Raw genomic sequence first — 26,546 nt, 5'->3', positions numbered from 1 at the left:
GAGAGATCCATTGTATGAAAAATCTAGATTGCTTATTATAATTCAATCAATTTATAAGCGACTAAGACCTAACTAAAGTATGACTAGACCTCTTGCGTTGGTCAAAATTTGAGCAGGTATAGCCTTTAATTTATAAGGTATTGCGTAAATCGAAAATGAATAAAAACCCTACTTACGCAACAGGTCTAATGAAAAAATATATTGAATTTTAGATAAATAATTACAAGGTTTTAATTTTATGCATCTTTGGCTTCAAAAGCTTCAGCCTTCTTCGTCCAATAATCCGCTTGCTCTTCATTCGCTTCTACACCCATCCCATTTTCATAGATGAATGCTAGATCACGCATCGCTTGAACATCACCAAGCTCAGCTGCTTGTTTGACTAAAGCGACAGATTTCGCTTCATCTTTTTCAATCACATCTCCTCGACGGTAATAGCCTGCAAGCTCTAAAGTCGCAGCAGCGTGTTTTTGGATATTGGCTTTAGATAACCAGTAATAGGCTAACTCAAAGTGAGCTTTAGATTCTTCAGGGTCTTCTTCTCGAAGTTCTTTGGCATAAACGGTATAGCCTTCGCCTAACCAATACATTGCTTCAACTTGACCATTTTCAGCAGCTTTGAGCGCCCATTCCTCAGCTAAAGTAATGTCATCATCATGCTCACTTTGCATATATAAATCAGCAAGCTCAAACTGAGCTTCCGCATTTCCAGCAAGTGCACGATTTGCAAGTTCAGTTGGGACAGTAATACGTTTAGGCATAAAAATTCCAAAGCCACTTCATAAAGCAGACGATTAAAAATAAAAAAAGCCAATATATAAATTAGCCTGTTCATTATAGCTTAGATTAAGGATTCATAATGTTGAAAAAACAAACCAAACAATTCATTTGGATGATGAGGAAACCTTGCAAAGTTCTGTAATTTCTTAAAATCATGTCAAATGATCAAGTGATTAAGACTTAAAAAATAGCTTATGAAATCTTATACATATTAGTTGGGTGTGATGACTTAGAGTCTGGTCAAATAACGATATGAAATACGAATCCAACGATAACTCAATCCTATCGTTCATTGCTGATTTGATGCTAAAAATACTAAAAATGGTCGTATTTGATGCTTTTAGTAGATTTTATAAGACTTTTGCATAACTTTTTCCTATCGCTAAAAACATGCTTAATAGCCTCAATTGAGGAGTTTTTGACATGACGACAGCAAAAAAATATAGCACTGACGTGATTATTATTGGTGCAGGCCCAGTCGGCTTAACCATTGCCAATGGTCTAGGACAATCGGGCGTGAATGTGACAGTCGTAGAGCAGTTGGATCAGTTGATTGACTATCCACGTGCGATTGGTATTGATGATGAGTCACTCAGAACCCTTCAATCAGTCGGTTTGATTGATCAAGTTTTACCACATACGACACCTGACCATGCGATGCGTTTTTTAACGCCTTCAGGTCGTTGTTTTGCAGATATTCAACCGAAAACACGTGAATTTGGTTGGCCTCGCCGTAATGCATTTGTTCAACCCTTGGTTGATGCTGTATTACTGGAAGGTTTAGAGCGTTTTAAAAATGTAGAGGTTCGTTTTTCACGTAGCGTGCAAACATTTAAACAATTCCAAGACCATGTTGAAGTTCAAGTACAAAATAAAGACGGTGAGATTGAAGTCATCACTTCAAAATATTTGGTTGCATGTGATGGCGGGAACAGCTATGTACGCCGTATGCTCAATATTCCATTTGAAGGTGAAACTGCGCCAAATCAATGGATTGTCGTGGACATCGCCAATGATCCATTAGCAACGCCACATATCTACCTATGCTGTGATCCTGTGCGTCCATATGTGTCGGCAGCATTACCCCATGGTATTCGCCGTTTTGAATTTATGGTGATGCCAGGTGAAACTCAAGAAGAATTGAGCCAACCTGAAAATATGGCAAAACTTCTTTCTAAAGTTTTACCGAATACTGAAAATATCGATGTGATTCGTAATCGTGTTTATACCCACAATGCCCGTATCGCCAGTCGTTTCAGAGAGGGTCGCGTATTGTTGGCAGGTGATGCAGCCCACATCATGCCAGTATGGCAAGGTCAGGGTTATAACAGTGGCTTGCGTGATGCATTTAACTTGTCATGGAAACTTGCCATGGTTGTTCAAGGCAAGGTTTCAGAAAAAGTATTGGATACATATCAACTTGAACGTCATGACCATGCTAAAGCCATGATTGATTTATCAGTCACTGCAGGTCATGTACTTGCGCCACCGAAGAAATGGCAAGGTACCGCGCGTGATGCGATTTCTTATGTATTGAATTACATCAAACCTGCGAAGCAATATTTATTGGAAATGCGTTTTAAACCGATGCCACAGTACAAAGCAGGTGTGTTGGTCGGTCAAGTCAGTAAAACCTCACCTATTGGGAAAATGTTTATTCAACCCAAAATGCAAGACCGTTCAGGCAAAATTCAATTACTGGATGAGTTTATCGGAACGGATTTTGCCGTGATTGCTTGGGGGGTCAACCCAACTTGGGGCTTAAAACCTCAGACATTGGCGAAATGGAAAGCACTCGGTGTAAAATTTATCAAAGTGATTCCACCTGAGCAGATGTCTACTACACCTCAAGAAAATGATGACGTTCTGACTTTAGGCGATACTGAGCATGCGATTCGTGCTTGGTTTGGCAAAACTAGTGATTCAATGGTGTTCTTACGTCCAGATAAGTTTGTTGCTGCTTTGGCAATTCCACAAATTAGTGAACAAACCAGCCAAGCGATTTTTGAAAAGTTGGGTGTTTAATCGTATTTTGAACCTAAAGTTTCATTTGAGATGAAATGTATTTTCAAAATCTCTCGATGAAAACCGTTGAGTAAACTTATTTCAGGACGGGACGAAATACCTTAAAAAAAAGCCTGTATTGATTGCAGGCTTTTTATATATTCACTTTCTTTACTCAATGTATGTATCGCTAAAACAGCATAATGAAGTATTAAAAAATATCACAATGAAAATGTTGACTCAGAATAGATTTGACTAACTTTAAACGATCACTTTCATCATTTTTACGGTAGTTCAAATACAGTCCAATATTGGGTAGAGGAACAGATGTTTTTTTAATCATAACATTCGGTCCTAAGAAATCTTCAACATAGGCAGGGACAATGGTCCAGCCCATCTGCATACCGACCAAATTGACATTCATCAAAATATTACTCGAATGCTGTGAGATCTGCATCGTGGCATTCAAATTTTGAAAAATCTGTTGGGTCTTTTGAAAAAGTACTGGTGAAGCCATTTCTTCACTGAGAATAAACTTTTGTTGTATCAAATCTTGTTTTGAAATCAATTCAGTCTGTGCAAAAGGAGATTGGCTAGGAATCAAGAGCACTAAAGGTTCATTAAATAATTCAATCGAAGCGATATGATCATCATTGATGCATTGACGGGTAAAGGCAACATCAATTTTATTGTCTTTTAAAGCTTGGATTTGAGCCAGACAACTTAAGCTATGAAATTGAATATCCAACTGTTCTTGCTGCGCGCGGATGATCGGCATGACATAGGGAAATATTTTCATTTCAGCAATGGGTAAGAAGCCGATATTAAGCTTATTCTTTTTGGCATCACTGATGGTTTTTACATTTTGAATGGCTTGTTGAGACAGCTCTACAATATGTTTTGCATCCCGATAAAATTGTTGTCCTTCTTCAGTCAGGCTGAGCGAACGGTTTTTACGTGAGAATAATAGGCAACCTAATTCATTTTCAAGGTCTTTGATTTGTTGGCTTAATGAAGGCTGTGCGATAAAAAGCTTTTCAGAGGCACGGGTAAAATTCAGTTCTTCGGCAATACAAATAAAATAGCGTAAATGTCGAAGTTCCATGTAACAGCCTGATAAATGAAAAAATGAACGTGAATTATATCGTGTTGGTTTTCAAATGCGAATGAAAGGAAAGAGCATAGTTAGAGCATGATTGAAAATTTGATTGCAACAATGGAGGTTCAAGCAAACTCAATGCACTAGGCTTTATCGTGATATTGCTAAATTCTGAAATGAAATTTTAAAAAAAGGTCACTCATACTGAGATGAGCGAACCTTTTTTTAATGAATCAAGTCAATGTATTGAAGTTTTAAATGATTTTTAGATGAAATACAAAATCAGACTGATGATCGCAATGATGCCTGTGGCGATCCAAATCTGTTTCACTTTCGATTCAAAATAACTCAGACTCAGTCCAACCCATAAGCTTGCAAAAGTGATTACACCAATCCAATAGCTAATCATATTACTGAGCTGAGCGTGTTGGATGCTGAGGATCAGCGCAATGATGAGTAAAACCCAACCTAAAATAGTCGCAAGTCGTATTTTTTTGCTCGGAAGCTTTTGACCAAAGATTTGTTTTTGGTGTTTTTCCATGGAACTTGCCAAGGCAAAAAGACCAACGGAGCAAATCGACCAAATCATGAAGAAGAAAATCATCCGTCTTGCTCCTCAACATGGGTCACTGCTTTGCCATTTTTAGCGGCTAAGCCTTTGTGGTTTTTAACTTTAATGAAGCTAAAGAAGAATAATGCAGCCAATACCCACATCGCTAAGTCGAATGAAGCAATCACCCATTGACCATTGGTAATGGTATTCCACAGCGCTTGACCACCAGTCATAAAGTTCATGATTGGTAAGAGTGCAAAAGCAATGGTGGCAATCATTAAAAGTTCTAACCATGCTTGACGATGTGTACGACACGCCGCATAAATTAGGGTCAACAGCCATACGATAAAGAAGGTTCGGATTTCCCAGTTAAGGCGCATAGGCAAGTCAGCAGGGATGAAACGATTGGCATAAAAATATGCAGCACAGGCAATCGGTAATCCAATAATGGCAGCAATATTGGTCACTTCAACCACGCGATAACCCAAAGATTTAAAGCCTTGTTTCTGTTGTTGAGGCGCACGTTTTACACACCACAAGATTAAACCTGTTGCGATCATAATGGTGCCGACAACACCGGATAGGAATAAGATCCAACGCAATGCCAAATCCACACCGCGAGCTTCATGCAAAACAGTTACAACATTATATATTCCGTTGGGAATCGATGGATTTTTTAACTTGGCAGATTCATCGGTAATGTTTTGACCTGTAACGCCATTGAAGTCTAAGGTTTCATAAACGCCACGATGTGCCACACTCACTGCATTCAATGCACGTAATTCAATTTTGGCTTGAGTGGTATTTGGTGCGGTGATGCTAATGCTCGCAACTGGATTGTCTTTCCATTTTTCTTCAGCTTGACTCAGAATCGGTTCTATATCTGCCAAGGGTGCAGGTTGAGTGCGCTCTTTATTTCGACCACGTCCTTCACCACGACCACTGCGCTGTTCACGTGCTTCATTGTTTCCAGCTTGAGCTAGGTTATTTTGAGCTGAACGTGCTTCGCTACGAGCTTGGGTATTTTCTCCGATTGTAGATGGGCGGTTAGCATGCTGTTCACGATTTTGATTTTCACCCCGTGTTTGATGGTCACCACGAGCCGTTTGTTCTGGCTGATTTTCAATATTTTGTTCTATTAAAGAACGTCGCTGATCTTGTAAGAAAGCACCGCGATTTTCATAAATCTGATTAACACCCCAAGGCATGATGGTGAAGAGCAATAAAAGCAATCCACTAAAAGTAATCATGATATGGAAGGGAAGTGCAAATACTGCGGTCGCATTATGTGCATCTAACCAAGAGCGTTGCCCTTTACCTGATCGGAATGTAAAGAAATCTTTGAAAATTTTCTTGTGGGTAATGATGCCGCTAATCATCGCCACCAACATGAACATGGTGGCAATACCGACGATCCAACGAGACCAAATGCGTGGCATACCATAAAGTTCAAAGTGGAAACGATAAAGGAAACTACCGCCACGCGTTTCACGTGCTTCTAGAACTTCGCCTGTACGACTATCAATCGTAACCCGTTCACCACCACGGCGTGCACGTGGGTCTTCGCCTGTTTTACGAATATTCAGTGTCGTGACATTTTGACGTGAATTGGGCAGTTGAATCGTCCAACTACCTGCATTGGCGTGATGTTCTTGTAAATAATTTAACGCCACTTGGGTATGTTGAATTTGTGATTGACTCGGAACAGACTGATGGAACTCAGGTTTCATCCATGTGGTGATTTCAGTTTGAAAAAAACTCAGTGTTCCTGTTAAGAAAATTGCATACAGCAGCCAACCCAGAATCAAACTTGACCAAGTATGTAACCAAGACATGGATTGGCGAGGACCTTCGACTTTTCCATCTATTCTCATTTTTAGTTACCTATGGCCTTATAGCAAATAAATAAAATCAGGCTTGGAATCATGATGCCTAGACTGGCTTTGAGGGTTTTATTGACCATAAACACCCAAATAAAAGCTGCACAACTGAGGCTAAACGCAATCAAAGTTGCAGCCATCGCTGCGCTGGATTGATATGCGGCGAAATACTGAGCAATGACCACAGCTGAAAGTGATGCAAGAACGTATCCACCGACAGAAGCCAATAGAAATCGATAGGCAATCATGATGCGATAGGGAGTTAGTTCAGGTTTCGTTTTAGTTTTGGTTTTTTGGGATTTGGTCGTTATAGAAGGCGTACTCTGTAACTCAAATTCAGTGCTAGACATAGAACTATCAATTGTGAAAAGGTGTAATTAATGCAAATGATAACAATTATTATTACAGTTTAGAATAGGAGAATTTGTGTTAATGAATAATTATGAACCTAAAAATCGATTTAATCCGAAGTATCGTGCTTTAAAAAAAGACTAAAAGTTACTGATTAGTTGCATTTTTAAGTAGGGTGATAATACGGACTTTAAACACTAAAAATGTTGGTTCACTTTAATTGGCTGTAAACAATGTATATAAAAAATGAAGGAATCCAAGTATCTTTAAAATGGGAGAGTGAGCAAGAGTGAAATGTATAGGGGTACGCAAAGCTGATTTCAATCATAAATGCTGAAATCAGCTGAGTTTAAAACCATAGCTTTAAAGTTTAATTTTAAAGTCTAGTTTCAATGCTTAATTTCAAGGTTGAGTCTCAAAGTATGCAGATTTTAAGATCTAGAATATTTTAAACGTTAAGATCAATGAACGAAATTTTATGCATTGTCTTCATTTATGCATTGCCCTCATTCTGTTGATATTCTTGAATCACTTCTAAGGCTGCTCGAAAGGCTTCTTGCGTTGTAGGCGCACCACAATAAGGCAAACTATGCAGTAAGACTTCTTGTATTTCTTCAACGGTTGCGCCGTTATTCAATGCACCACGAACATGACCTTTGAGTTCCATCGGGCTTTTTTGCGCCGTTAAAAATGCAATGGTAATGAGCGAACGATATTTACGCGGTAATACGCCTTCACGTTGCCATGTTGAACCCCAAGCATGTTCATTGATCCAGTCTTGTAGAGGTTGAGTAAAAGGAACGGTATTGTCTTGAGCACGTTTTACAAAAGATTCGCCCATGACTTCTGTTCGAACTTTCAAACCATTTTCATAATCTTGTTTTGACATTTTAAGCTCTCTAAAAAAACGCATCCGAAGATGCGTTGTTGAATCAAAAATTAGGCTGGAATCTCAATGGCAATCGCAGTGGCTTCACCACCACCAATACATAATGTTGCGATACCTTTGGTTTTTCCTAAACGCTTTAATGCATAAATGAGCGTTAAAATAATACGTGAACCAGAAGAACCCAATGGATGACCGAGCGCACATGCACCGCCATTGATATTTACTTTTTCAATATCTAGATCAAAGGCGTCAATCGCTGCCATGGTCACCATGGCAAAGGCTTCATTAATTTCCCATAAATCAACATCTGCAACAGACCAACCAGTTTTTGCTAAAACTTTCTCAATGGCACCCACGGGTGCAATGGTAAATTCAGATGGATGTTGTGAATGGCTCGCATAGGCTTTAATGCTTGCTAAAGTGCTTAAACCTTGTGCTGTAGCATAATCAGCAGACGTTACCACAAATGCAGATGATCCATCGCTGATGGAGCTGGCATTGGCTGCTGTAATGGTGCCATCTTTGGCAAAAGCAGGACGAAGCGTTGGAATTTTATCTATTTTGGCATTGAATGGATTTTCATCTTGAGCAACAGTCACATCACCTTTGCGGCCACTGACGGTTACAGGTGTAATTTCATCTTTGAAATAACCTTGTTCAGTTGCATGTTGTGCGCGTGTTAAAGAGCGAATGGCAAATTCATCTTGTTGTGCGCGGGTATAGGATTTTTTATTCGCCATTTCCTGAGCCAATACACCCATCGAGAGTCCTGTTTCTGCATCTTCCAAGCCTTCTTGAAACATGTGATCGGTGACTTTGCCATGACCCATACGAAAGCCCGCACGTGCTTTGTCCATCAGATAGGGTGCATTACTCATTGACTCCATACCCCCAGCAACAACGAGTTTCGCAGAGCCAGCTTTGATTGCATCTGCAGCTTGCATGACCGCTTTCATCCCTGAACCACAAATTTTATTGATTGTTGTTGCACCGACATGATCTGGGATACCTGCAATACGCATCGCTTGGCGTGCAGGACCTTGTTTTAAACCTGCTGGGAGGACACAACCCATAATCACTTCATCAACATTTTCAGCTGAAACATGGGCGCGCGCGAGGGCAGATTTGATTGACTCAGCACCGAGCTGAGGAGCGGTTAAACTTGCAAGGCTACCTTGGAAACTTCCCATTGCTGTACGGCTTCCTGCCACAATCACGATGTCTTGACTCATTATTTTCTCCATTAAATTATTCGATCTTGCATTATTCAATACTGAGTCCATAGACCCTTGATGCCATGCTTAAGCTTTTTATAAACCAAATTCTATTCGCGTTATCTTGATTTTCAACCAAAGCGAAACTCACTCATTTTATGGATAAAACCATATCATAAAAAATGAATAATGATTCATTAATTTGCAATGAAATTTATTTTGACAGTTTTTGCTTTGATTACCATTGCACTAAAGTCAAAGTTTATGTGCTAAGCAAAGAGGGAATATTTTCTAAATGAATAAAAAAATGATGCTGAACACAGCATAAGTCAGCCGAAAGTATTCATCTGGACGATTTATCAATATTTCTTAATAAAAAAACGGCTTCTTTAAGCCGTTTTTCTCTAAAAATTAAAAAATTAATAGTTATCGTGTTTCAAAATCATAATGCTCTATAAAACGATGCAGACCAGTAGAAGCACGTCATTTGGCTCAACTGTATCTCGCTATAATGTTTGAGTAGAGGGGGCTCCATTCTGTGGATCAGACTGATTGAGATGCGGATTCTCTAAATCTAAATGTTGATTCAGCTCAATATCAAAAATATCGGTCAACATGCTATCAAAGCGTTTGGCATTGTAAGTCGTCAACTGATCAGCTTCCGCTTGATTGATAAAGTTTGTCTTCAAAGCCGCCTCGATGTGGGCTTCAAAAGTTAAACCTTCAAACTGTCCTTTAGATTCAGCCTTTTTGAACTTATTCCAAAGCTCCTCGACTTCAAGCAACATCAGGAAAGTTGATTCCATACGACCTGTGACATCATCTGCGTCTGTGCTGTAATAAACATGCTGTTTCAGTTGATCGCGGAAGGCATTTTCTTGCATGATCAATTCGCCCGCTTGCAGTTTAAGTTTGTCACTCGGTTTTTGTACCGGGCGACCCAGTGGGAAGCAAATCAATTTAATCAGTCCCGATGCAAGTTTGATTGGGAAATTATCAAATAGTCCAAAGAATGCTTCTTGTGCATTAAATAAGGCTTTTTCTAAAGCCAACTGCGCATGGATCTGTTCGGCTTCTGTACGTTGTCCATATTCATAAAATTTTAAGATCGCTGTCGCAATAAATAAATTCGAATGAATATCGGCAAGACGACCTGACAGCATCTCTTTACGTTTGATATCACCCGCCAATAAACCTAAGCACATATCAGCAGTCAAGGCGAAGTTGGCACTGAGACGATTGATGGTTTTATAATAAGGACGACTAAATGCATCGGATTTTTCAGAGGCATCCGAAGGTCCACCGATATAGCCATAGGCAAAAGAACGCGCGGTACGGTTAAAGGTATAACCTAAATGTTTGTACAGCATCTCATTAAAAGTATTTAATGCAGTGTCTTTATCCTCAGCTTGTAAAAGCTGTAATTCTTCAAATAGATAAGGGTGACAACGCATAGAACCTTGACCAAAAATCATCAAAGAACGACTCAGAATATTGGCACCTTCAACCGTGATGGAAACAGGAATCGCTTGATAATTTAAAGCCAAAAAGTTACGTGGCCCCATTTGAATGGCACGCCCACCGACCACATCCATGCCATGATTCACCACTTTACGCATGGTTTCCGTGGCATAGTATTTGGCCATAGCGGTCATCACCGCAGGTTTACCGCCTTGATTGAGACCACACGTGACTAAATATCTAAACGCTTCCAGCATATAGGTGTCCGAAGCAATATCACTCGTCGCTTCTTGAACACCTTCAAATTTACCGACAGAAATTTTGAATTGTTGACGGATTTTGGCAAATGCACCGACTGTTAAATAACTCATTTCACCCGCAGCGGTAGATAGCGCAGGCAGGGAGATACCACGCCCTACTGCAAGGCATTCCATCAGCATACGCCAACCTTTACCTGCATTTTTAACGCCACCAATAATCCAATCGAGTGGGATAAAGACATCCTTTCCATCCACCGTACCATTCATAAAGGGAGAACCTGGATTATGGCGAGCACCGACCTTGACACCGTCATGATTAGCAGGCAATAGCGCACAGGTAATGCCATATTCAGTTTTTGATTTATCACCCAATAAACCTTCTGGGTCATAGAGCTTGAACGCTAAACCGACCACTGTGGCAATGGGTGCAAGGGTAATCCAACGTTTGGAGAAATTCATGCGTAGTCCGAGCACTTGTTTGCCTTCAAATTCTCCATAACACACCACACCTGTATCTGGAATGGCACCTGCATCCGATCCTGCTTCAGGGCTGGTTAAACCGAAACAAGGAATTTCTTCACCTTTGGCTAAACCCGGTAAATACCGATTTTTTTGCTCTTCTGTACCGTAATGAAGTAATAATTCACCCGGTCCAAGTGAGTTCGGTACCATACAGCTGACAGCGGTCGTGAGTGAGCGCGAAGCGATTTTGCTCATGATGCGACTTTGTGCAAATGAGCTAAAGGCTTTACCACCATATTCTTTAGGAATGATTAAGCCTAGAAAACCTTTTTCTTTAATGAACGCCCATACTTCAGGTGGTAAATCTTTTAAATGATGATGGATTTCCCATTCATTCAGCATCGCGCAGAGCTGCTGCACTTCGTTGTCTAAGAATGATTGTTCCTCGATTGAAAGGGTCGGGTAAGGGTAAGCATCAAATTTTTTCCAATCGGGCGCCCCCATAAACAGTTCTTTTTCCCACCAACTGGTTCCAGCATCCAAAGCTTCTCGCTCCGTGGTGCTCATACTCGGCATGGCATTGGCTAAAGTTTTATAAGCAGGTTTAGTGATGACTGCCATGCGTAACGGATCAATCATCATAATCAGGCTGATGAGTATCAGCGGGAGACCTAGCAATAGTGACCAAGGACTGAGTATGGCTGTTGCAATCGACACAATAATGGTCAAGATTGAACCAGATGTCCGAGACAACGAGCAGAAAAAGATCAGCCATAATATAAAAATCTGAATCAGTATCGCGATAAGAAAAAGCACAAAAGACATATAACCACTCCGCATTTCGAATTTAGGTTGGATGGTCTTGAGTTGAGCAATAGAAAATTAAAAGTTATTTGAATGAAGCTTTTCTATAGGGGCTTAATGAAGCTCAACTGAAGGATTTAGAAATGAATTTTTCGAAAGTTTATTTTTTAATCAATGTCTAGTGTAGGTTATAAATCAAAAAGAAGTATGGTCTAGAACCAAAAGGATACATATGTAGAGTGAAAATTCACTTAATGTATTAGCTGTAACATTTTATATATCTAAAATATTTAACATTAATTTTTTAATAATAATTGGATGGATTGAAAAGCATGGACAATTTATATCAACGGATTGCACTGCTGATGACTTTATCGGTGGCATGTACTTTAAGCTTTGCTGCGACTTGCTCTAAAACCATGAGTAACAATATGGTCAATGATAATTTGAAAATTCCAGCCAATGCGGTCTGTGTTTTAAATGGAACGATGGTCAATGGCAATATTGAAGGTCAATGTCGTTAATTGATGATTCAATCTCAAATTGATTTCAATAATTTACAGACATAAAAAAGCCCTCTGAATTCAGTTCTAGAGGACTTTTCATTGAAGTTTAAAAGAATTAAGCTTCGATCACTTGGACTGCAATTTTCTTTGCAGGATCGGCTTTACGGCGGACTGCTGGAACAGGTTCACCATAGTATTGACGATCAGCAAAGTAACTTGAGCGAACCATTGGCGCTGCCCAAATATTACGGAAACCTAATTTTTGACCATGAGCTGTATAACGTTCAAATTCTTCAGGAGTTACAAAGCGGTCAATGGGAGCGTGCTCTTTTGAAGGCTGTAAATACTGACCAATGGTCACGTAATCCACGCCGTGTGCATGCAAGTCATCAAGTAATGCAATCACTTCTTCTTCAGTTTCACCAATACCCACCATCAAACCACATTTAGTTGGAATATCTGGGCAGTATTCTTTGAACATTTTCAATAAATTGAGTGAATGCTGATAGTCAGAACCTGGACGCATTGCTTTGTATAAACGAGGCACAGTTTCAATGTTGTGGTTAAACACATCAGGTGGACATTCTGTCATGATCCGTAGGGCAATATCCATACGACCACGGAAGTCAGGCACTAAAATTTCTAATAAGGTTGTTGGACTTAAAGCACGTGCTTCTTTAATACAGTCCACAAAATGTTGCGCACCACCATCCAATAGATCATCACGGTCTACAGAAGTGATCACCGCATATTTCAAACCTAAGTTGGCGATAGTCTCTGCCATGTGGCGTGGTTCATCTGCATCTAAAGCATTTGGACGACCATGGGCCACATCACAGAACGGGCAACGACGGGTACAAATATCACCCATAATCATAAAGGTTGCAGTACCACCACCGAAACATTCTGGTAGGTTCGGGCAAGCAGCTTCTTCACAAACGGTATGTAATTTTTGAGCGCGTAATGTTGTTTTAATACGTTGAACTTCTTCAGGCGCTGCCATTTTCACACGAATCCAATCGGGCTTTCGTGGAGTTTCAACCGTAGGAATAACTTTTACAGGTATACGAGCAACTTTCTCAGCGCCACGAAGTTTTTCACCCTGTACTGGTTTACGGTTATCAGACATATTCAACTATTCCACTGTTTTTGGACGGGGGATATTTTAAAAAAATAGCGCTATTAGTATAACGAAATTGCACTGAAATGGGGTAAAAACGATATTCATTTAATAAATGTCGTCATCAAGCAATATATGAAATTGAAATAAAGCAAAGTCATATAAATTCAGTCATAATAGGGTATAGATATAAATGATATGAACATTAGGAGCATTGAATGGCGCGTAAGAAAGAGGTCGTGAGTGGAACCTTTGTAAAATACGATGCAGTTGTTTTAGGTTCGGGACCTGCAGGTGAAGGTGCTGCAATGAAGCTTGCCAAGTCAGGTATGCGCGTTGCAATCGTTGATATACGTGAACAATTGGGTGGCAACTGTACCCATGTGGGAACGATTCCAAGTAAAGCGTTACGTCAAACGGTTTCAAGCATTATTCGCTATCAACGTGATCCAATGTTTCAAAAAGTGGGTGAGTGGAAACAGTTCACCATGAAACAAGTGCTGCAAAATGCACATAAAGTCATTCAACAACAAGTACAAACGCATTCACGGTTTTATGATCGTAACCGTATCGATATCTTCCACGGTCGTGCGTACATTCAAGACAAAAATACAGTATTGGTCTTTAACCCTGAAGGTGTGACGGAAACCATCGTATTCAAGCAATTGGTTGTCGCTACAGGTTCACGTCCTTACCGTCCTTCGGTCCTTGATTTTAATCATAAGCGTGTATTTGATTCAGACAAAATTTTGGATCTTGATTTTACAATCCAAAAAATCATCATTTACGGTGCGGGCGTGATTGGTTGTGAATATGCATCGATCTTTATTGGTCTAGATCATAAAGTGGATTTGATTAATACACAGCCAAAGCTACTTAGCTACCTCGATGATGAAATTTCTGATGCATTGTCGTATCGCTTGCGTGAGCAAGGTGTACTGATTCGACATAATGAGCAAATTGATCATCTTGAAACTTTTGATGATCACGTTGTATTGCATTTACAAAGTGGTAAAAAGATTAAAGCGGATGCGATCCTGTGGTGTAACGGACGTTCAGGCAATACTGATGGTTTAGGTCTTGAAAATGTAGGGATCACGCCGAATAGCCGTGGTCAATTAACAGTCAATGATCAATACCAAACTGAAGTTGAAAATATTTATGCTGCGGGGGATGTGATCGGTTGGCCATCTCTTGCTTCGGCTGCTTATGACCAAGGTCGTTGTGCAGGTTCGAACATGAGCGGTGAAATTGGTGTTGCTCCTGTGACAGATATCCCAACAGGAATTTATACGATTCCTGAAATTTCTTCAATTGGTAAAACTGAACAACAGTTGACTGAAGAAAAGATTCCTTATGAAGTGGGTCAAGCATCCTTCCGTCACTTGGCACGTGCTCAAATTACAGGCGATACAGTGGGCGAACTTAAGATTTTGTTCCACCGTGATACTTTAGAAATTTTAGGTGTGCATTGCTTCGGGAATAACGCGGCTGAAATTATCCATATTGGACAAGCTGTGATGCAAAGTGGCAGAAATACCATTAAGTATTTCGTTGAAACCACATTCAACTATCCAACCATGGCAGAAGCGTACCGTGTTGCAACTTTAAACGGAATGAACCGTTTATTCTAAGTTGATGTTTGGTATAGAAATGCAAAGCCCGTGAGTGAAAACTTGCGGGCTTTTGGTTTTATAGCTATGTTAAAAACATAAAAATGTACAAATAAATAAAAGAGTTTTATTCATGATTCGCTCTATAACCATTAAAGGCTTTCGTTCTGTTCGAAATCTAACATTACCTCTAGCACAGCTTAATTTGATCAGTGGGGCAAATGGTTGCGGAAAATCAAATCTTTATAAAGCTGTACGATTATTGCATGAGGCTGCCAATGGACATTTATCTCAAGCCATAGCATTGGAAGGTGGTATCCAAAAAATTATGTGGGCAGGTGGCGGGCGCAAAGGGGATTTTGCCAAAGACCCTAAGCGTATGAAGCTGGCTGTAGAAATGGAGCATTATGAATACCAACTTGAAATTGGTTTTCCTGAACCTTTAATCAGCTTATTTGGTTTAGATCCATTGGTAAAGAAAGAAAATATTTGGATGAGTGGCTATCAACGCCGTAACATGAGTGTGTTGATGGAGCGTACCAATCAAGCGGCATTTCTCAAAAATATAGAGGGAGAAAAGATCACTTATCCGATGACACTGACACAGGAAGATTCAGTGTTTGGACAGCTATCCGATCCACATTTATATCCTGAAGTTTCTCAAGTGAGAGAAAGCATGAAAAATTGGCGCTTTTATCATGAGTTTTCGGTAAGTTCACATTCACCGATGCGAATGCCACAGGTGGGAATACGCTCTCCGATTTTGTCGCATGATGGTACCAATTTGGCAGCTGCATTTGAGACACTGAGAGAGCGTGGACAAACAGAAACACTTTATGAGGTTTTAGATAAGGCTTTTCCGAACACACGTTTTTTTGTTGATGCGCAGGGTGGACGCTTCCAAATGATGATGCAACGAGAAGGCATATTGAGACCACTTGAAAGTGCAGAGTTCTCAGATGGAACCTTACGTTTTTTATGCTTGGCAGTTGCTTTACTCAGCCCGAGACCGCCGTTGTTTATGGCACTGAATGAGCCTGAAAATAGTTTACACCCGAATCTGTTGCCTGCATTAGCGATGTTGATTGCTGAAGCCAGTCGATATACTCAACTTTGGGTCACCAGCCATTCAACTGTTTTGGTGGAAATGATCCAACAATATTGTGAAGTACAGCATTTTCAGTTGGATCAGAAAGAGGGTGAAACGGTTGTGGTTGCCATCAATAGACAGGCAACATGATTTAAATTTTAAGTAATTTAAAACCTTTGCTCTTCAATGTTTTTTAAAAAGAATGAATCGACATCAATAAAAAATAATAAGCACTAAAACTTGAAATAATCGTGACGACAACAGGTATTTTCGTACGAAGTAAAAGTACGATCCATATCACAAAGCCAATATCTATCCAGCTTTTGATATAACTTTCTGTCATTTGCACAATCAAACACAGTAATAGACCAATCACCGCAGCATTGATGCCTTCAACAGCGCGATAGATTTTTTCCTGTTTCATCAGCCAAGACCAATACGGCAATGTGCCAAAGATGAGAAAAAATGAAGGCAGAAAAATAGCACAGGTTGCAATAACAGCATTGAATAGCATGGAATTGGTGATGGGCAATAACGCTCCCAAATAACTTGCAAAGCTGAAAAGAGGACCGGGCATTAACTGGACAACAGCATAGCCTAAATCAAATTTTTCATTGGAAATGAATCCACTGTCCACAAAGTCTTGATGCAACAAAGGTAATACAATGTGACCGTTGCCAAACACCATCGAAGCTGAAGCGTAAAAGCCTTCGATGCTGAGTAGTGCAGGATGGTTGAACTGAGTTTTTAATACTGCAAAGATCGCAAAAGGGGCAATAAAAGCAACCAGCCATAGATATGAAGCTTTCAATGCTTGAGGACATTTAAAATGATTTGATGAAGCACGAGTCGGAGGTGCTTTTGTACCATTTTTCGTTAAGCTTTTCGTATTGTTATGCTTACTATTTTTCTTGATTGTTGTCTTTGAAAAAATCAGGCCACAGAGTGCTGCGACAAAAATTAAAATGATTTGGCTGAAACTTAAGTCACTCGTGTAGATAAATAAAGCGGATAGAAGCATGAGTAAGTATTGCCAAACCGTATTACAAGCGCTTTTCAGCATTTGCCAGAATGCAAAAATCACAACTGCCAATACGATCAGTTTTAAAATGTGAAATATTTCTACATTTAAATGACTAAAAAAATATTGTCCAAAATAAGCCACACACGTCATAAGGATAAAGGAGGGGAGTGTGAATCCTAACCATGCACTAAGAGATCCCAAATAACCTTTGGTCAAATAGCCAATGGCAATACCCACCTGACTACTACTCGGTCCGGGAATGATTTGTGACAATGCCACCAGTTGAGTGTATTGTTCACCAGTGAGCCATTTTAACTGTTGAACAAATCGTTGATGGAAAAACACCAAGTGTGCGGCTGGACCACCAAAAGATATACATCCTAATTTAAAAAAGATGAGAAAAATTTGAAACTGAGTGATGTGTAAAGATCTACGCTGATCCATGGATGGGGTATGTTCAGGACTTGTATTTTGATGAAGTTGAACAGGAGATTTGATCATGGCAGTCTTAATAGTTTTTAAAAATATGATAGCGCTCGAACATGACATTCTGTTGAAAAAAATAAGATAAGTTTAGATATATAAATGAATAACCCACACGAGGTGGGTTATTGCAAACGAGCATGTGGCTTTACTGAATGGTTTTGCATGTCGTTATATCCACAGTTTAAGCAACTGATTATGCAAGTGATTAAGTAAAGGTTAAGCAAATTGACCTTTTTGGAAATCGGCAAAGGCTTGATGAATTTCAGCCTCACTGTTCATGACAAACGGACCATGTGCCACGATGGGTTCATGAATTGGCTCACCACTACCGATGAGTAATTTACTCTCTTCAAGCACTTCAATGTCGACCTCGGAAACATCATGGTTCAGATATACCGTTTGAAGGTGATTAAAGATTTGACCATCAATTTTAATCGAACCACTGAGTACAAATATGATGTTGTTCCAAGTTGGATCAAAGTTAAATTGAACAGATTTACCTGCATTTAATCTTGCATCTAATAGGTTTAAAGGACTATAAGTCAATGCAGGACCTTGTGCCATTGTTTTAGCATGAACGTATTCACCCGCAATGACTCGAATGATTCCCTGACCATCCTTCAACGTAATTTCAGGAATATTCTGCTCGTTAAGTTCCTGATAACGAGGTTCAACCATTTTCGAGTGACTTGGTAAGTTTACCCAAAGTTGAACCATATCAAGATGACCACCATTTCTTGCAAATGCTTTTGAATGATGTTCTTCATGCATGATGCCACGACCTGCAGTCATCCATTGCACTTCATTTTGACCAATCGTGCCGTGATTACCTTTTGAATCTCGATGTTCTAACTCACCTTCATAGACAATGGTCACTGTTTCAAAGCCGCGGTGAGGATGCATACCAACGCCACGCTGATGCGAAGTTGGTGCAAATGGATATTTTTCAGTATATCCCATCACTAAAAATGGACTGGTTGCGCTACTCATGTCGCTCATTGGTAACATCGAGTTGGTTTTAAAACCATCACCGACCCAAGTACTGCGATCACTGGTATATACTTTCCGGATTGAGTTCATTGATTTACCTTTAGATTATGTTTGTCTTAAAGATAAAATGGCGTTCATTCGGTATAATTACAGGCAGTTCAGCACAACAGATAATTCTAAAAATGGAACAATTATGCAAAATTTGAATGATTATTATCATTTTGTTCAGGTCGTGAAATATCAAGGTTATACCAAAGCCAGTGAAACCTTAGGGATTACCAAATCCAAATTGTCACGCAGGATTACAGATTTAGAAGAACGTCTTGGGGTTCGACTCATTCAGCGCAATACACGTAAATTTACGGTGACTGAAATGGGGCAAAAGTTTTATGAATATTGTTTAAAAATATTAGACGATGTCACTGCTGCTGAAAACTTTATCCAAAGTGCAAAGTCGGATGAGCCGTCAGGGCTGATCAAGTTGTCATGTCCGATAGCGTTGGTTGAAATGCCAGTGGGTGAAATGGTGGCGCAGTTTATGCGGACATATCCTGAGGTTCAGGTGCATTTATTGGCGAGCAATCATCGTGTGGATTTGATCGAAGAAGGGGTGGATTTAGCGATTCGCGTGCGTAATTCAGCGCTTGAAGATAGTGAATTGATCGTGCGTGATTTAGATGCCTGGGAACACGTATTGGTTGCTGTTCCTGAATTATTCAAACGATTTAAACATCCACAGACTTTGGACGATTTAAAAGGATTACCCAGTATCGGTTTTCAAAGTCCAAAACAATCATGGCGATTTAAAAATCAACAAGATGAAATCGTGGAAATCGAATTTGAACCGCGTTTAAAAACCGATAATTTTTCAGCAATGAAAACAAGCGTTCTTAATGCGGTGGGTATTGCTTCATTGCCCCGTGTTTTTGTATTTGAGGAATTAAAAAGTGGAGCATTGATAGAGGTATTGCCTGAGTGGCATTTACCTAGAGGCGTGATCCATATTGCCTATGCTTCGAGACAAGGCATGATGCCTGCGATGCGTTTGCTCTTAGAATATTTGATTGAGCAGTTTAAAATTCGTAATTGCGGAGCAAAGACTCGAGTTTAAGTTTTCGTTGATATTTCCATGTTTTAGTCTATCTTTTAGAATAGAGTAAAGTAATGAACTGAAAGTTTTATACTTTCAGTTCATATTTATCTTCATTTTATATTCATCTTTCAATGTGCACAGAATGCTTGGTTGAAGTATTCAAACATATCAGGGGTTTGCCACCACAACGTTATTGCGAGCAACATAAATAAAATCACCATGACTGCAATGGAGGATTTTAACCAAAAGTCTGAATTAGTCATGAACAATTGCCTCCTCATTGACATATAAATGAACCAAAACACCAAAAACACTGAGTGCGATAGAAAGTGCCCAAATGATGTTGTAGTTTCCAGTTATATCATGATTTAAGCCACCCAACCAACCACCGAAAAATGAACCAACTTGATGGGTAAAAAATACAATCCCGCTGAGCATGCTGAGGTATTTAACACCAAACATATTGGCAACGATTCCGTTGGTGAGAGGTACAGTAGAAAGCCAGAGTACTCCCATGATCATGGCAAATGCGTAGATCGTCCATGTGCTGAGCGGTAACATTAAAAAGGCAATCATGGCAATGCCACGAAAACCATATAATCCCATCAATAACTTGGGTTTAGAGTATTTATCTCCTAACCAACCTGCGGTATATGTCCCAACAATATTGAATAATCCCACTAAGGCAAGAAATACGGTGCCTGTTGTGGTACTAAATCCATGATCAGTGAGATAACCTGGAATGTGAATACCTAAAAAGACCACTTGGAAACCACAAACCAAGAAGCCTAATGCAAGCCAAATAAACGGTTTGTGGTTTTTAGCAATGATCAGAATTTCTTTAAAGCTCATGGAGGGTTTAGTAATGACAGGAGCATTTGGATCGACGTACATCGGTGCTTTTAACATGAACGCTAAAGGTACGATCATGACCACTAAAATGGCAGTGATCAGTAAGGCAGATGACCAGCCAAATTGTTTGAGTAATAAGAGGGTGGTCGGCAACATGATAAATTGACCAAATGAACCAGCAGCACTAGCAATACCCATGGCTAGGCTTCGTTTGCTTGGATGCGCTGCGCGTCCGACAGCTGATAAAAGGATAGGGAATGAGGTTGCCGATAAGGCTAAACCGATGACTAAACCTAGACTCATATTAATGAGTAACCCCGTGGAGCTGAATGCCATCATGACTAAACCAATGGCATACAGTAATCCACCACCAACAACAATAAGCTTGCTGCCATATTTATCGGCTAGAGCTCCTGTAAAGGGTTGAACAGCACCCCAGAGTAAGTTTTGAAAAGCGATCGCTAAACTAAAGACTTGATGACTCCAGCCAAACTCATGACTCATAGGGACTAAGTAAAGTCCAAATCCATGTCGAATACCTAAAGACAGCGCTAAAATAAAAGCACTACCAATCAGCATAAATATGAGTGGTTTGGAAAAACGTGTATCCGTGGTCATCGCGAATCCTGAGACTATGTCAGCGGTTATTGTAATTTACGCACTAAATCATGACGACAGAATAAAAATTTATCAATCAATAAAAAATATTCATGAGTGTATTAAATGACACAGAAGTGAACTATCACCAAAAAAAAAGCGATCTACTGGAGATCGCTTTTTTTGCTCAAATGAAACTCATATTAGAAGCGGTAACCCACACCTGCATAGCCTAAAATTGGATTAATTTCGATATCAGATTTAGCATCAATCAGTTTTCCTAGTTTTTCATCTGTCACCGTAATGGTTGTTTCACCAGTGAGGTGGGCGTAGGAAACAGAGCCAACTGCAAACCAACGATCATTAAAGTCATAGGTGAAACCAGCAGTCGCTACAGGTGCAAAGGCATCACTGGCATCTAATTTAACTTTAGGGTTGGCACTACTTGCTATTCCATCTAAAGCTTTCCCTGCCTCGCCATTTTTAATGTTGGCAATCTTATGCCCTGCATTGATTAGATCTTTCTCAAGATTAGGATTCATTTCGAGATCATTGAAGTAGGCATACATCATGCCTAAACCAACGTATGGGCGGAATTTATTCACGCCTGTTTTACCGAAGTGATATTGGAATTCAAAGGCAGGTGTCCAAGCACGTGCTTCAGCGACTTTTCCATGTGCTGATAAATCAGTGATAAAGATATCTTGTTTTAAGGGTAAATCACCACCTAACACTAAGCCAGCGTCTAAATCTGCAACGATTAAATCAACACTTCCTGGATCAGCTTTTCCTCTCAAAGGCGCATGAATTTGACCTTTACCTTGTATATCTACTTTTGGTGGAATACCCGCTTTTACTTCAAGTGAAATATTATCGGTAAAGAAATAGTTGGTCATGATTCCTAAAGTGGTGACATCATCAGCTTCTAAGCCTGTACCTTGGGCTTTCCATTGCGAGAGACCATCAATAGTCGCAGTCCCTGCAACATTTGGTTTTAAATACTTTTCACCATTGATCGTGTCAACGATTAAAGGGCTAATCAGTCCAGAATTAGTTAAAGTTTCTAATTTGTTATGTTTAGACCGACCATCTTCAGTTGAGGTGTCGATAGCATTTAATACTGACTTCGTTGTAACACTTCCAACGGCAGCTTTTTGTCCTTCAGCAACCGCAGTATTGATATTAATAGGTTGTGCCTTACCTTGTGGCATCACATGTAATGCACCTACAGATACAGAGAAACGCTTAAATCCATCGCCATCTTTAAAACTAAAATAAGGCGAATCAGCGTAACTGATCATTGGTAAAGTTAAAATTGATACGGAAATTGCTGTATGAAGCAAAGTTTTTTTCATCTCGGGACTCCGTGTCCAAAAAATTAATGTATTTGTTTTTGTATGGGAGAGTATGAAAACAAAATTTGATCACATTGTTGTTTTAAAAAGAGCCATCAGTGGTAATCGTGTAATTTTTGAATGAATATGTATTAATTATTTTATTGGCATGCTTTAATTTTGTAATGTCTTCTCTATTTAATTTCAATAGCTTAATAAAGGGTTAAATATGATTGTAAATTTTCTGTGATCTGATGTGCATCTAACTAACTCATTCATTTAGAAGAATAAACATCGAATAAAATATCTTACATCTGAGTTTTTAGTCTTTTCAGGAAATAGAGTTTCTGTGATAAGTGTGCCTATAATTTAAAAGACCCGAGAGTTCGGGCCTTTTAAATCTATATTCTTAAATTAGAAATTACTGAAAACGAGAAAGATCTTCCTCAGGACGTGCAGTCAAAACTTCTAAGCCCGTTTTAGTCACGAGAATCGTGTGTTCATATTGTGCTGATAAACTATGGTCTTTAGTCACGACAGTCCATTTGTCACCGAGAAGTTTAGTTTTCCAGTCACCACCATTGACCATCGGTTCGATAGTAAAGGTCATGCCTTCCTCTAAAATCATGCCTGAATTGGCCTGACCATAATGAAGAACTTGTGGCTCATCATGAAACACTGTACCAATACCATGACCGCAATATTCACGAACGACGCCGAAACGTTCAGACTCAACGTATTTTTGAATCGCGTGCCCAATATCCCCGATGGTAGAACCCGGTTTTACTGTTTCCATACCGCGATACATTGCTTCTTGAGCGACTTTGCATAAACGATCAGCAAGAATTGAGGTCTCGCCACCCACGATATACATCATATTAGTATCGCCGTGATAACCATCTTTAATCACGGTCACATCAATATTTAAGATGTCGCCTTTTTTTAACTTTTTAGCATCGGATGGAACACCGTGACAAACGACATGGTTTACAGATGTACAAATCACATGTTGAAAAGCAGGGCGTCCAGGTGCTGCGCCGTAGCCTAAGCAAGCTGGAATAGCATCTTGTTTATTCACGATATAGTCATGACAAATCGTATCAAGCTCTAAGGTGGTTACCCCTGGAACAATATGCGGTTTGATCATATCCAAAACTTCTGCCGCCAGTCGTCCCGCCACACGCATTTTTTCAATTTCTTCAGGTGTTTTAATCAGTCGACGTGGAGCCTCGTAAGTACTGTTCATGATCTTTAAAAACTTTTGGAAATTTGTGTGTGACTATGGTATAAATAGCCGCCCAATTTATCAAATGCTTTTTCGTGTATCTATGCACGAATGTTATTTGAAATAGGCGAAACTAAATCCGCACATATGTCGTCACATTACTCTGGGTGCCCTTTAGGGTGGAGAATGCTGGACATATGGAGGCCTAACCCAAACTTTAAGGTAAAGAAAATGGCAGATTACAACGTAAGTATGCGTGACCTTCTTCAAGCAGGCGCGCACTTTGGTCACCAAACTCGCTTCTGGAACCCAAAAATGCGTGAATACATTTTTGGTGCGCGTAACAAAATTCACATCATTAACCTTGAGCACACTGTTCCTGCGTTAAACGATGCTTTGAACTTCGTTAACAATCTTGCTAGCAAAAAGAACAAAGTATTATTCGTTGGTACTAAACGCGCTGCTTCTAACATCATCCGTGAGCAAGCTCAACGCGCTGGTCAACCCTATGTAGATCACCGTTGGTTAGGTGGTATGTTGACGAACTGGAAAACACTTCGTCAATCAATCAACCGTTTGAAAGATCTTCAAACTCAATCTCAAGACGGTACTTTCCTTAAGCTAACTAAACGTGAAGCTTTAGAACGTACTCGTGAGATGGAAAAACTTGAACGTTCTTTAGGCGGTGTTAAGAACATGGGTGGTTTACCTGACGCATTGTTCATCATCGACGTTGATCACGAAGCGATCGCGATTAAAGAAGCTAAAAACCTTGGTATTCCAGTAATCGGTATCGTTGATACAAACTCTAACCCAGATAACGTAGATTTCGTTATTCCTGGTAACGACGATGCGATCCGTGCTGTAACACTTTATGCTTCTGCTATGGCTGATGCGATTCTTGCTGGTAAAGAATATGCTCAAACTCAAGCTAATGCGCAAGCTAAAGGCGAAGAAGCTGCTAAAGAAGCTCCTGAGGCTTAATGCGATTTGACGCGGACTTGTCATTTTTGCGACATCTGCTGGTGGCAAACTAAGCGTTGAAATGCAAAACGGCCCAGAGAACACTTTGGGCCGTTTTTGTTGAACAGATTCATTTTCTACCGTATTTAGGAGAATAACATGACTGCTATTACTGCAAGCATGGTTAAAGAATTACGCGACCGTACTGGTCTTGCGATGATGGAATGCAAAAAAGCATTAACAGAATCAAATGGTGATGTTGAGTTAGCGATTGATAACCTTCGTAAATCTGGTCAAGCTAAAGCAGCTAAAAAAGCGGGTAACATCGCAGCTGACGGCGCGATCACAATTGCTCAAGAAGGTAACAAAGCTTTACTTTTAGAAGTGAACTGCCAAACTGACTTCGTTGCTAAAGACGAAAACTTTGCTGGTTTCTCTGCTAAAGTTGCCGCTGCTGCGCTTGCTGCTAACGAAACTGATGCTGCTAAAATTGCTGAATTAAAATTAGAAGATGGTGCTACTGTTGAAGAAGCACGTATTGCTCTAGTTCAAAAAATCGGTGAAAACATCCAAGTTCGTCGCGCAACTATCGTTGAAGGCGAAAACATTGCTGTTTACAAACACGGTTTAAAAATCGGTGTTGTTGTATCTTACACAGGTGATGCTGCGACTGGTAAAGGTATTGCAATGCACGTTGCTGCGTTCAATCCAGTAGCTGTAAATGCTGAAGGTGTTTCTGCTGAACTTATCGCTAAAGAGAAAGAAATTGCTGAAGCTAAAGCAATCGAATCTGGTAAGCCTGCAAACATCGTTGAGAAAATGGTGACTGGTTCTGTTGAGAAATACTTGAACGAAGTTGCACTTGATCGTCAAATGTATGTAATCGACAATGACAAAAAAGTTGCTGACGTTCTTAAATCAACAGGTACTGTTGTTGCACAATTCGTTCGCTTCGAAGTAGGTGAAGGTATTGAGAAGAAAGCGGAAATGAGCTTCGCTGACGAAGTTGCTGCTGCTCAAGCCGCTGCTGCACAATAATTTTTGCCTTTAGGTGAAAGTTAAAAAAAGCCCCATTTGGGGCTTTTTTTAGACTATAAATTTTCTAATAAGTGCTCAAATGTATAGCTTTCTTGCTGATCGGAGAGATAAAGCGAAACATGACTTTCAGGGTAAATTGAACACAGGTGTTCTGCTAATGTTTCGAGTTTCTCAGTGTGGTGTTGAGTGGGAATAAAATGAGTATTTTCGCCATGATCAATTACAATCACGTTTAAGTGATGACACAACAGGTGGTGAGTAATATTATCCAGTGCAATTGCATATTGAGTTTCAAAATCTATTTCGTCATCATCTTTAAATAAGCTGTCATAATTAAATTCTGCGGCAGAATCGATTTGATCGAGTTCCAAATTTTCTTCAAGATTTTCATATTGTTCAAAATAATTGAAAATTTTCTCTAAAATGATCGAGATATCATAGTTCGCGTCTTTTATTACATTTAAGTTTTTGAATTTTTTCTCTAATAACCAACTAAAATTATTAAACTCGCATCCAGCTAAGATAGAATTTGAAATTTCGCAATCTGACATCCATGTCATCATCCAATCTGAAGCTGATTCTTGTTCGTTAATTTGGGGGAAGTCTGTGAAATTAAGGGTTGGAAAATTCTGGATAAAGAGTGTTCTTATAGCCAAATATGAAACATAAGCTACATCATCTTAAATACGATATCCAGAGCTTCCTGAATGGTTTTATTGTTCTGAGCAATGATGTGCCTGACTTTACTTTTTAAGACAGACCATGCTTTTTCAATAGGATTGAGGTCGGGACTATACGCAGGTAGATAAACGATTCTTGTCTTATATTTTGCTGCTAAATCATCAATCGCTTGACCTT

Annotated in this window: 24 protein-coding genes; 7 read left to right on the top strand and 17 right to left on the bottom strand. The window is 39.6% G+C overall.

Going from position 1 to position 26,546, the window contains the following annotated elements:
• Window positions 1–236 precede the first annotated feature (236 nt).
• Complete coding sequence (locus AC5YD2_RS03415; RefSeq protein ID WP_496124973.1) at window positions 237–761, bottom strand: tetratricopeptide repeat protein; 525 nt, start codon at window positions 759–761, stop codon at window positions 237–239.
• A gap of 442 nt (window positions 762–1,203) precedes the next feature.
• Here AC5YD2_RS03415 and AC5YD2_RS03410 point away from each other — a divergent pair, with 442 nt between their 5' ends.
• Complete coding sequence (locus tag AC5YD2_RS03410; protein WP_496124972.1) at window positions 1,204–2,805, top strand: bifunctional 3-(3-hydroxy-phenyl)propionate/3-hydroxycinnamic acid hydroxylase; 1,602 nt, start codon at window positions 1,204–1,206, stop codon at window positions 2,803–2,805.
• A 190-nt stretch (window positions 2,806–2,995) separates the two neighbouring features.
• Here AC5YD2_RS03410 and AC5YD2_RS03405 read toward each other — a convergent pair whose 3' ends face one another.
• The 7 genes from AC5YD2_RS03405 to AC5YD2_RS03375 all read right to left on the bottom strand — a co-directional run bounded on the left by AC5YD2_RS03405 (window position 2,996) and on the right by AC5YD2_RS03375 (window position 11,778).
• The gene (locus tag AC5YD2_RS03405; protein WP_496124971.1) at window positions 2,996–3,889 is read right to left on the bottom strand and encodes a LysR substrate-binding domain-containing protein; all 894 of its coding nucleotides are present in this window, start codon (window positions 3,887–3,889) and stop codon (window positions 2,996–2,998) included.
• Window positions 3,890–4,148: 259 nt separating this feature from the next.
• On the bottom strand, window positions 4,149–4,487 hold the full coding sequence (locus AC5YD2_RS03400; RefSeq protein WP_496124970.1) for a DUF3325 domain-containing protein: 339 nt from the start codon (window positions 4,485–4,487) through the stop codon (window positions 4,149–4,151).
• Entirely contained in the window at window positions 4,484–6,310 is a 1,827-nt protein-coding gene (locus tag AC5YD2_RS03395) for a PepSY-associated TM helix domain-containing protein (protein WP_496124969.1), read from the bottom strand. The genes AC5YD2_RS03400 and AC5YD2_RS03395 overlap by 4 nt, the downstream gene beginning before the upstream one ends.
• A gap of 2 nt (window positions 6,311–6,312) precedes the next feature.
• Entirely contained in the window at window positions 6,313–6,666 is a 354-nt protein-coding gene (locus AC5YD2_RS03390; protein ID WP_496124968.1) for a hypothetical protein, read from the bottom strand.
• Between the two features lie 494 nt (window positions 6,667–7,160).
• Window positions 7,161–7,556, bottom strand: coding sequence for a carboxymuconolactone decarboxylase family protein (locus AC5YD2_RS03385; protein ID WP_496124967.1), 396 nt, complete (start codon window positions 7,554–7,556; stop codon window positions 7,161–7,163).
• Window positions 7,557–7,606: 50 nt separating this feature from the next.
• A complete protein-coding gene (locus AC5YD2_RS03380) occupies window positions 7,607–8,788 on the bottom strand; it encodes a thiolase family protein (protein ID WP_496124966.1) in 1,182 nt (393 codons plus the stop codon).
• Between the two features lie 488 nt (window positions 8,789–9,276).
• Window positions 9,277–11,778 (bottom strand): acyl-CoA dehydrogenase, encoded by a 2,502-nt coding sequence (locus AC5YD2_RS03375; RefSeq protein ID WP_496124965.1) that lies wholly within the window; start codon window positions 11,776–11,778, stop codon window positions 9,277–9,279.
• Between the two features lie 311 nt (window positions 11,779–12,089).
• On the opposite strand from AC5YD2_RS03375, the gene AC5YD2_RS03370 reads away from it, so the two are divergent.
• Window positions 12,090–12,281, top strand: coding sequence for a hypothetical protein (locus AC5YD2_RS03370; RefSeq protein WP_496124964.1), 192 nt, complete (start codon window positions 12,090–12,092; stop codon window positions 12,279–12,281).
• A 97-nt stretch (window positions 12,282–12,378) separates the two neighbouring features.
• Here the strand turns inward: AC5YD2_RS03370 and lipA are convergent, their stop codons facing one another.
• Window positions 12,379–13,392, bottom strand: a complete 1,014-nt coding sequence (gene lipA / locus AC5YD2_RS03365; protein WP_496124963.1) for a lipoyl synthase — start codon at window positions 13,390–13,392, stop codon at window positions 12,379–12,381.
• A gap of 209 nt (window positions 13,393–13,601) precedes the next feature.
• On the opposite strand from lipA, the gene sthA reads away from it, so the two are divergent.
• A complete protein-coding gene (sthA, locus tag AC5YD2_RS03360) occupies window positions 13,602–15,017 on the top strand; it encodes a Si-specific NAD(P)(+) transhydrogenase (RefSeq protein ID WP_496124962.1) in 1,416 nt (471 codons plus the stop codon).
• Between the two features lie 112 nt (window positions 15,018–15,129).
• Complete coding sequence (locus AC5YD2_RS03355) at window positions 15,130–16,236, top strand: AAA family ATPase (protein WP_496124961.1); 1,107 nt, start codon at window positions 15,130–15,132, stop codon at window positions 16,234–16,236.
• Between the two features lie 43 nt (window positions 16,237–16,279).
• On the opposite strand, the gene chrA is transcribed toward AC5YD2_RS03355, so the two are convergent.
• Window positions 16,280–17,554, bottom strand: a complete 1,275-nt coding sequence (gene chrA, locus AC5YD2_RS03350) for a chromate efflux transporter (protein ID WP_496125065.1) — start codon at window positions 17,552–17,554, stop codon at window positions 16,280–16,282.
• A gap of 258 nt (window positions 17,555–17,812) precedes the next feature.
• Window positions 17,813–18,676, bottom strand: a complete 864-nt coding sequence (locus AC5YD2_RS03345; protein ID WP_496124960.1) for a pirin family protein — start codon at window positions 18,674–18,676, stop codon at window positions 17,813–17,815.
• Between the two features lie 103 nt (window positions 18,677–18,779).
• Between AC5YD2_RS03345 and AC5YD2_RS03340 the strand changes: the two genes are divergently transcribed.
• Window positions 18,780–19,697, top strand: coding sequence for a LysR substrate-binding domain-containing protein (locus tag AC5YD2_RS03340; protein WP_496124959.1), 918 nt, complete (start codon window positions 18,780–18,782; stop codon window positions 19,695–19,697).
• Window positions 19,698–19,807: 110 nt separating this feature from the next.
• Here the strand turns inward: AC5YD2_RS03340 and AC5YD2_RS03335 are convergent, their stop codons facing one another.
• From AC5YD2_RS03335 to map, 4 genes are all read right to left on the bottom strand, one after another.
• A complete protein-coding gene (locus AC5YD2_RS03335; RefSeq protein ID WP_496124958.1) occupies window positions 19,808–19,942 on the bottom strand; it encodes a hypothetical protein in 135 nt (44 codons plus the stop codon).
• On the bottom strand, window positions 19,935–21,149 hold the full coding sequence (locus AC5YD2_RS03330) for an MFS transporter (RefSeq protein ID WP_496124957.1): 1,215 nt from the start codon (window positions 21,147–21,149) through the stop codon (window positions 19,935–19,937). The genes AC5YD2_RS03335 and AC5YD2_RS03330 overlap by 8 nt, the downstream gene beginning before the upstream one ends.
• A gap of 182 nt (window positions 21,150–21,331) precedes the next feature.
• On the bottom strand, window positions 21,332–22,483 hold the full coding sequence (locus AC5YD2_RS03325) for an OmpW/AlkL family protein (protein WP_496124956.1): 1,152 nt from the start codon (window positions 22,481–22,483) through the stop codon (window positions 21,332–21,334).
• A gap of 400 nt (window positions 22,484–22,883) precedes the next feature.
• Entirely contained in the window at window positions 22,884–23,708 is an 825-nt protein-coding gene (map, locus tag AC5YD2_RS03320; RefSeq protein ID WP_496124955.1) for a type I methionyl aminopeptidase, read from the bottom strand.
• Between the two features lie 210 nt (window positions 23,709–23,918).
• On the opposite strand from map, the gene rpsB reads away from it, so the two are divergent.
• Both rpsB and tsf read left to right on the top strand, forming a co-directional pair.
• Complete coding sequence (gene rpsB, locus AC5YD2_RS03315) at window positions 23,919–24,671, top strand: 30S ribosomal protein S2 (protein WP_496124954.1); 753 nt, start codon at window positions 23,919–23,921, stop codon at window positions 24,669–24,671.
• A 138-nt stretch (window positions 24,672–24,809) separates the two neighbouring features.
• Entirely contained in the window at window positions 24,810–25,688 is an 879-nt protein-coding gene (gene tsf / locus AC5YD2_RS03310; protein WP_496124953.1) for a translation elongation factor Ts, read from the top strand.
• A 53-nt stretch (window positions 25,689–25,741) separates the two neighbouring features.
• On the opposite strand, the gene AC5YD2_RS03305 is transcribed toward tsf, so the two are convergent.
• Complete coding sequence (locus AC5YD2_RS03305) at window positions 25,742–26,239, bottom strand: hypothetical protein (protein ID WP_496124952.1); 498 nt, start codon at window positions 26,237–26,239, stop codon at window positions 25,742–25,744.
• Window positions 26,240–26,358: 119 nt separating this feature from the next.
• A partial coding sequence (locus tag AC5YD2_RS03300; RefSeq protein WP_496124951.1) for a transposase occupies window positions 26,359–26,546 on the bottom strand: 188 nt, incomplete at its 5' end.

This window comes from Acinetobacter sp. CY73 (genome assembly GCF_059515865.1).
This window is presented reverse-complemented; position numbering and strand designations above follow the sequence as displayed.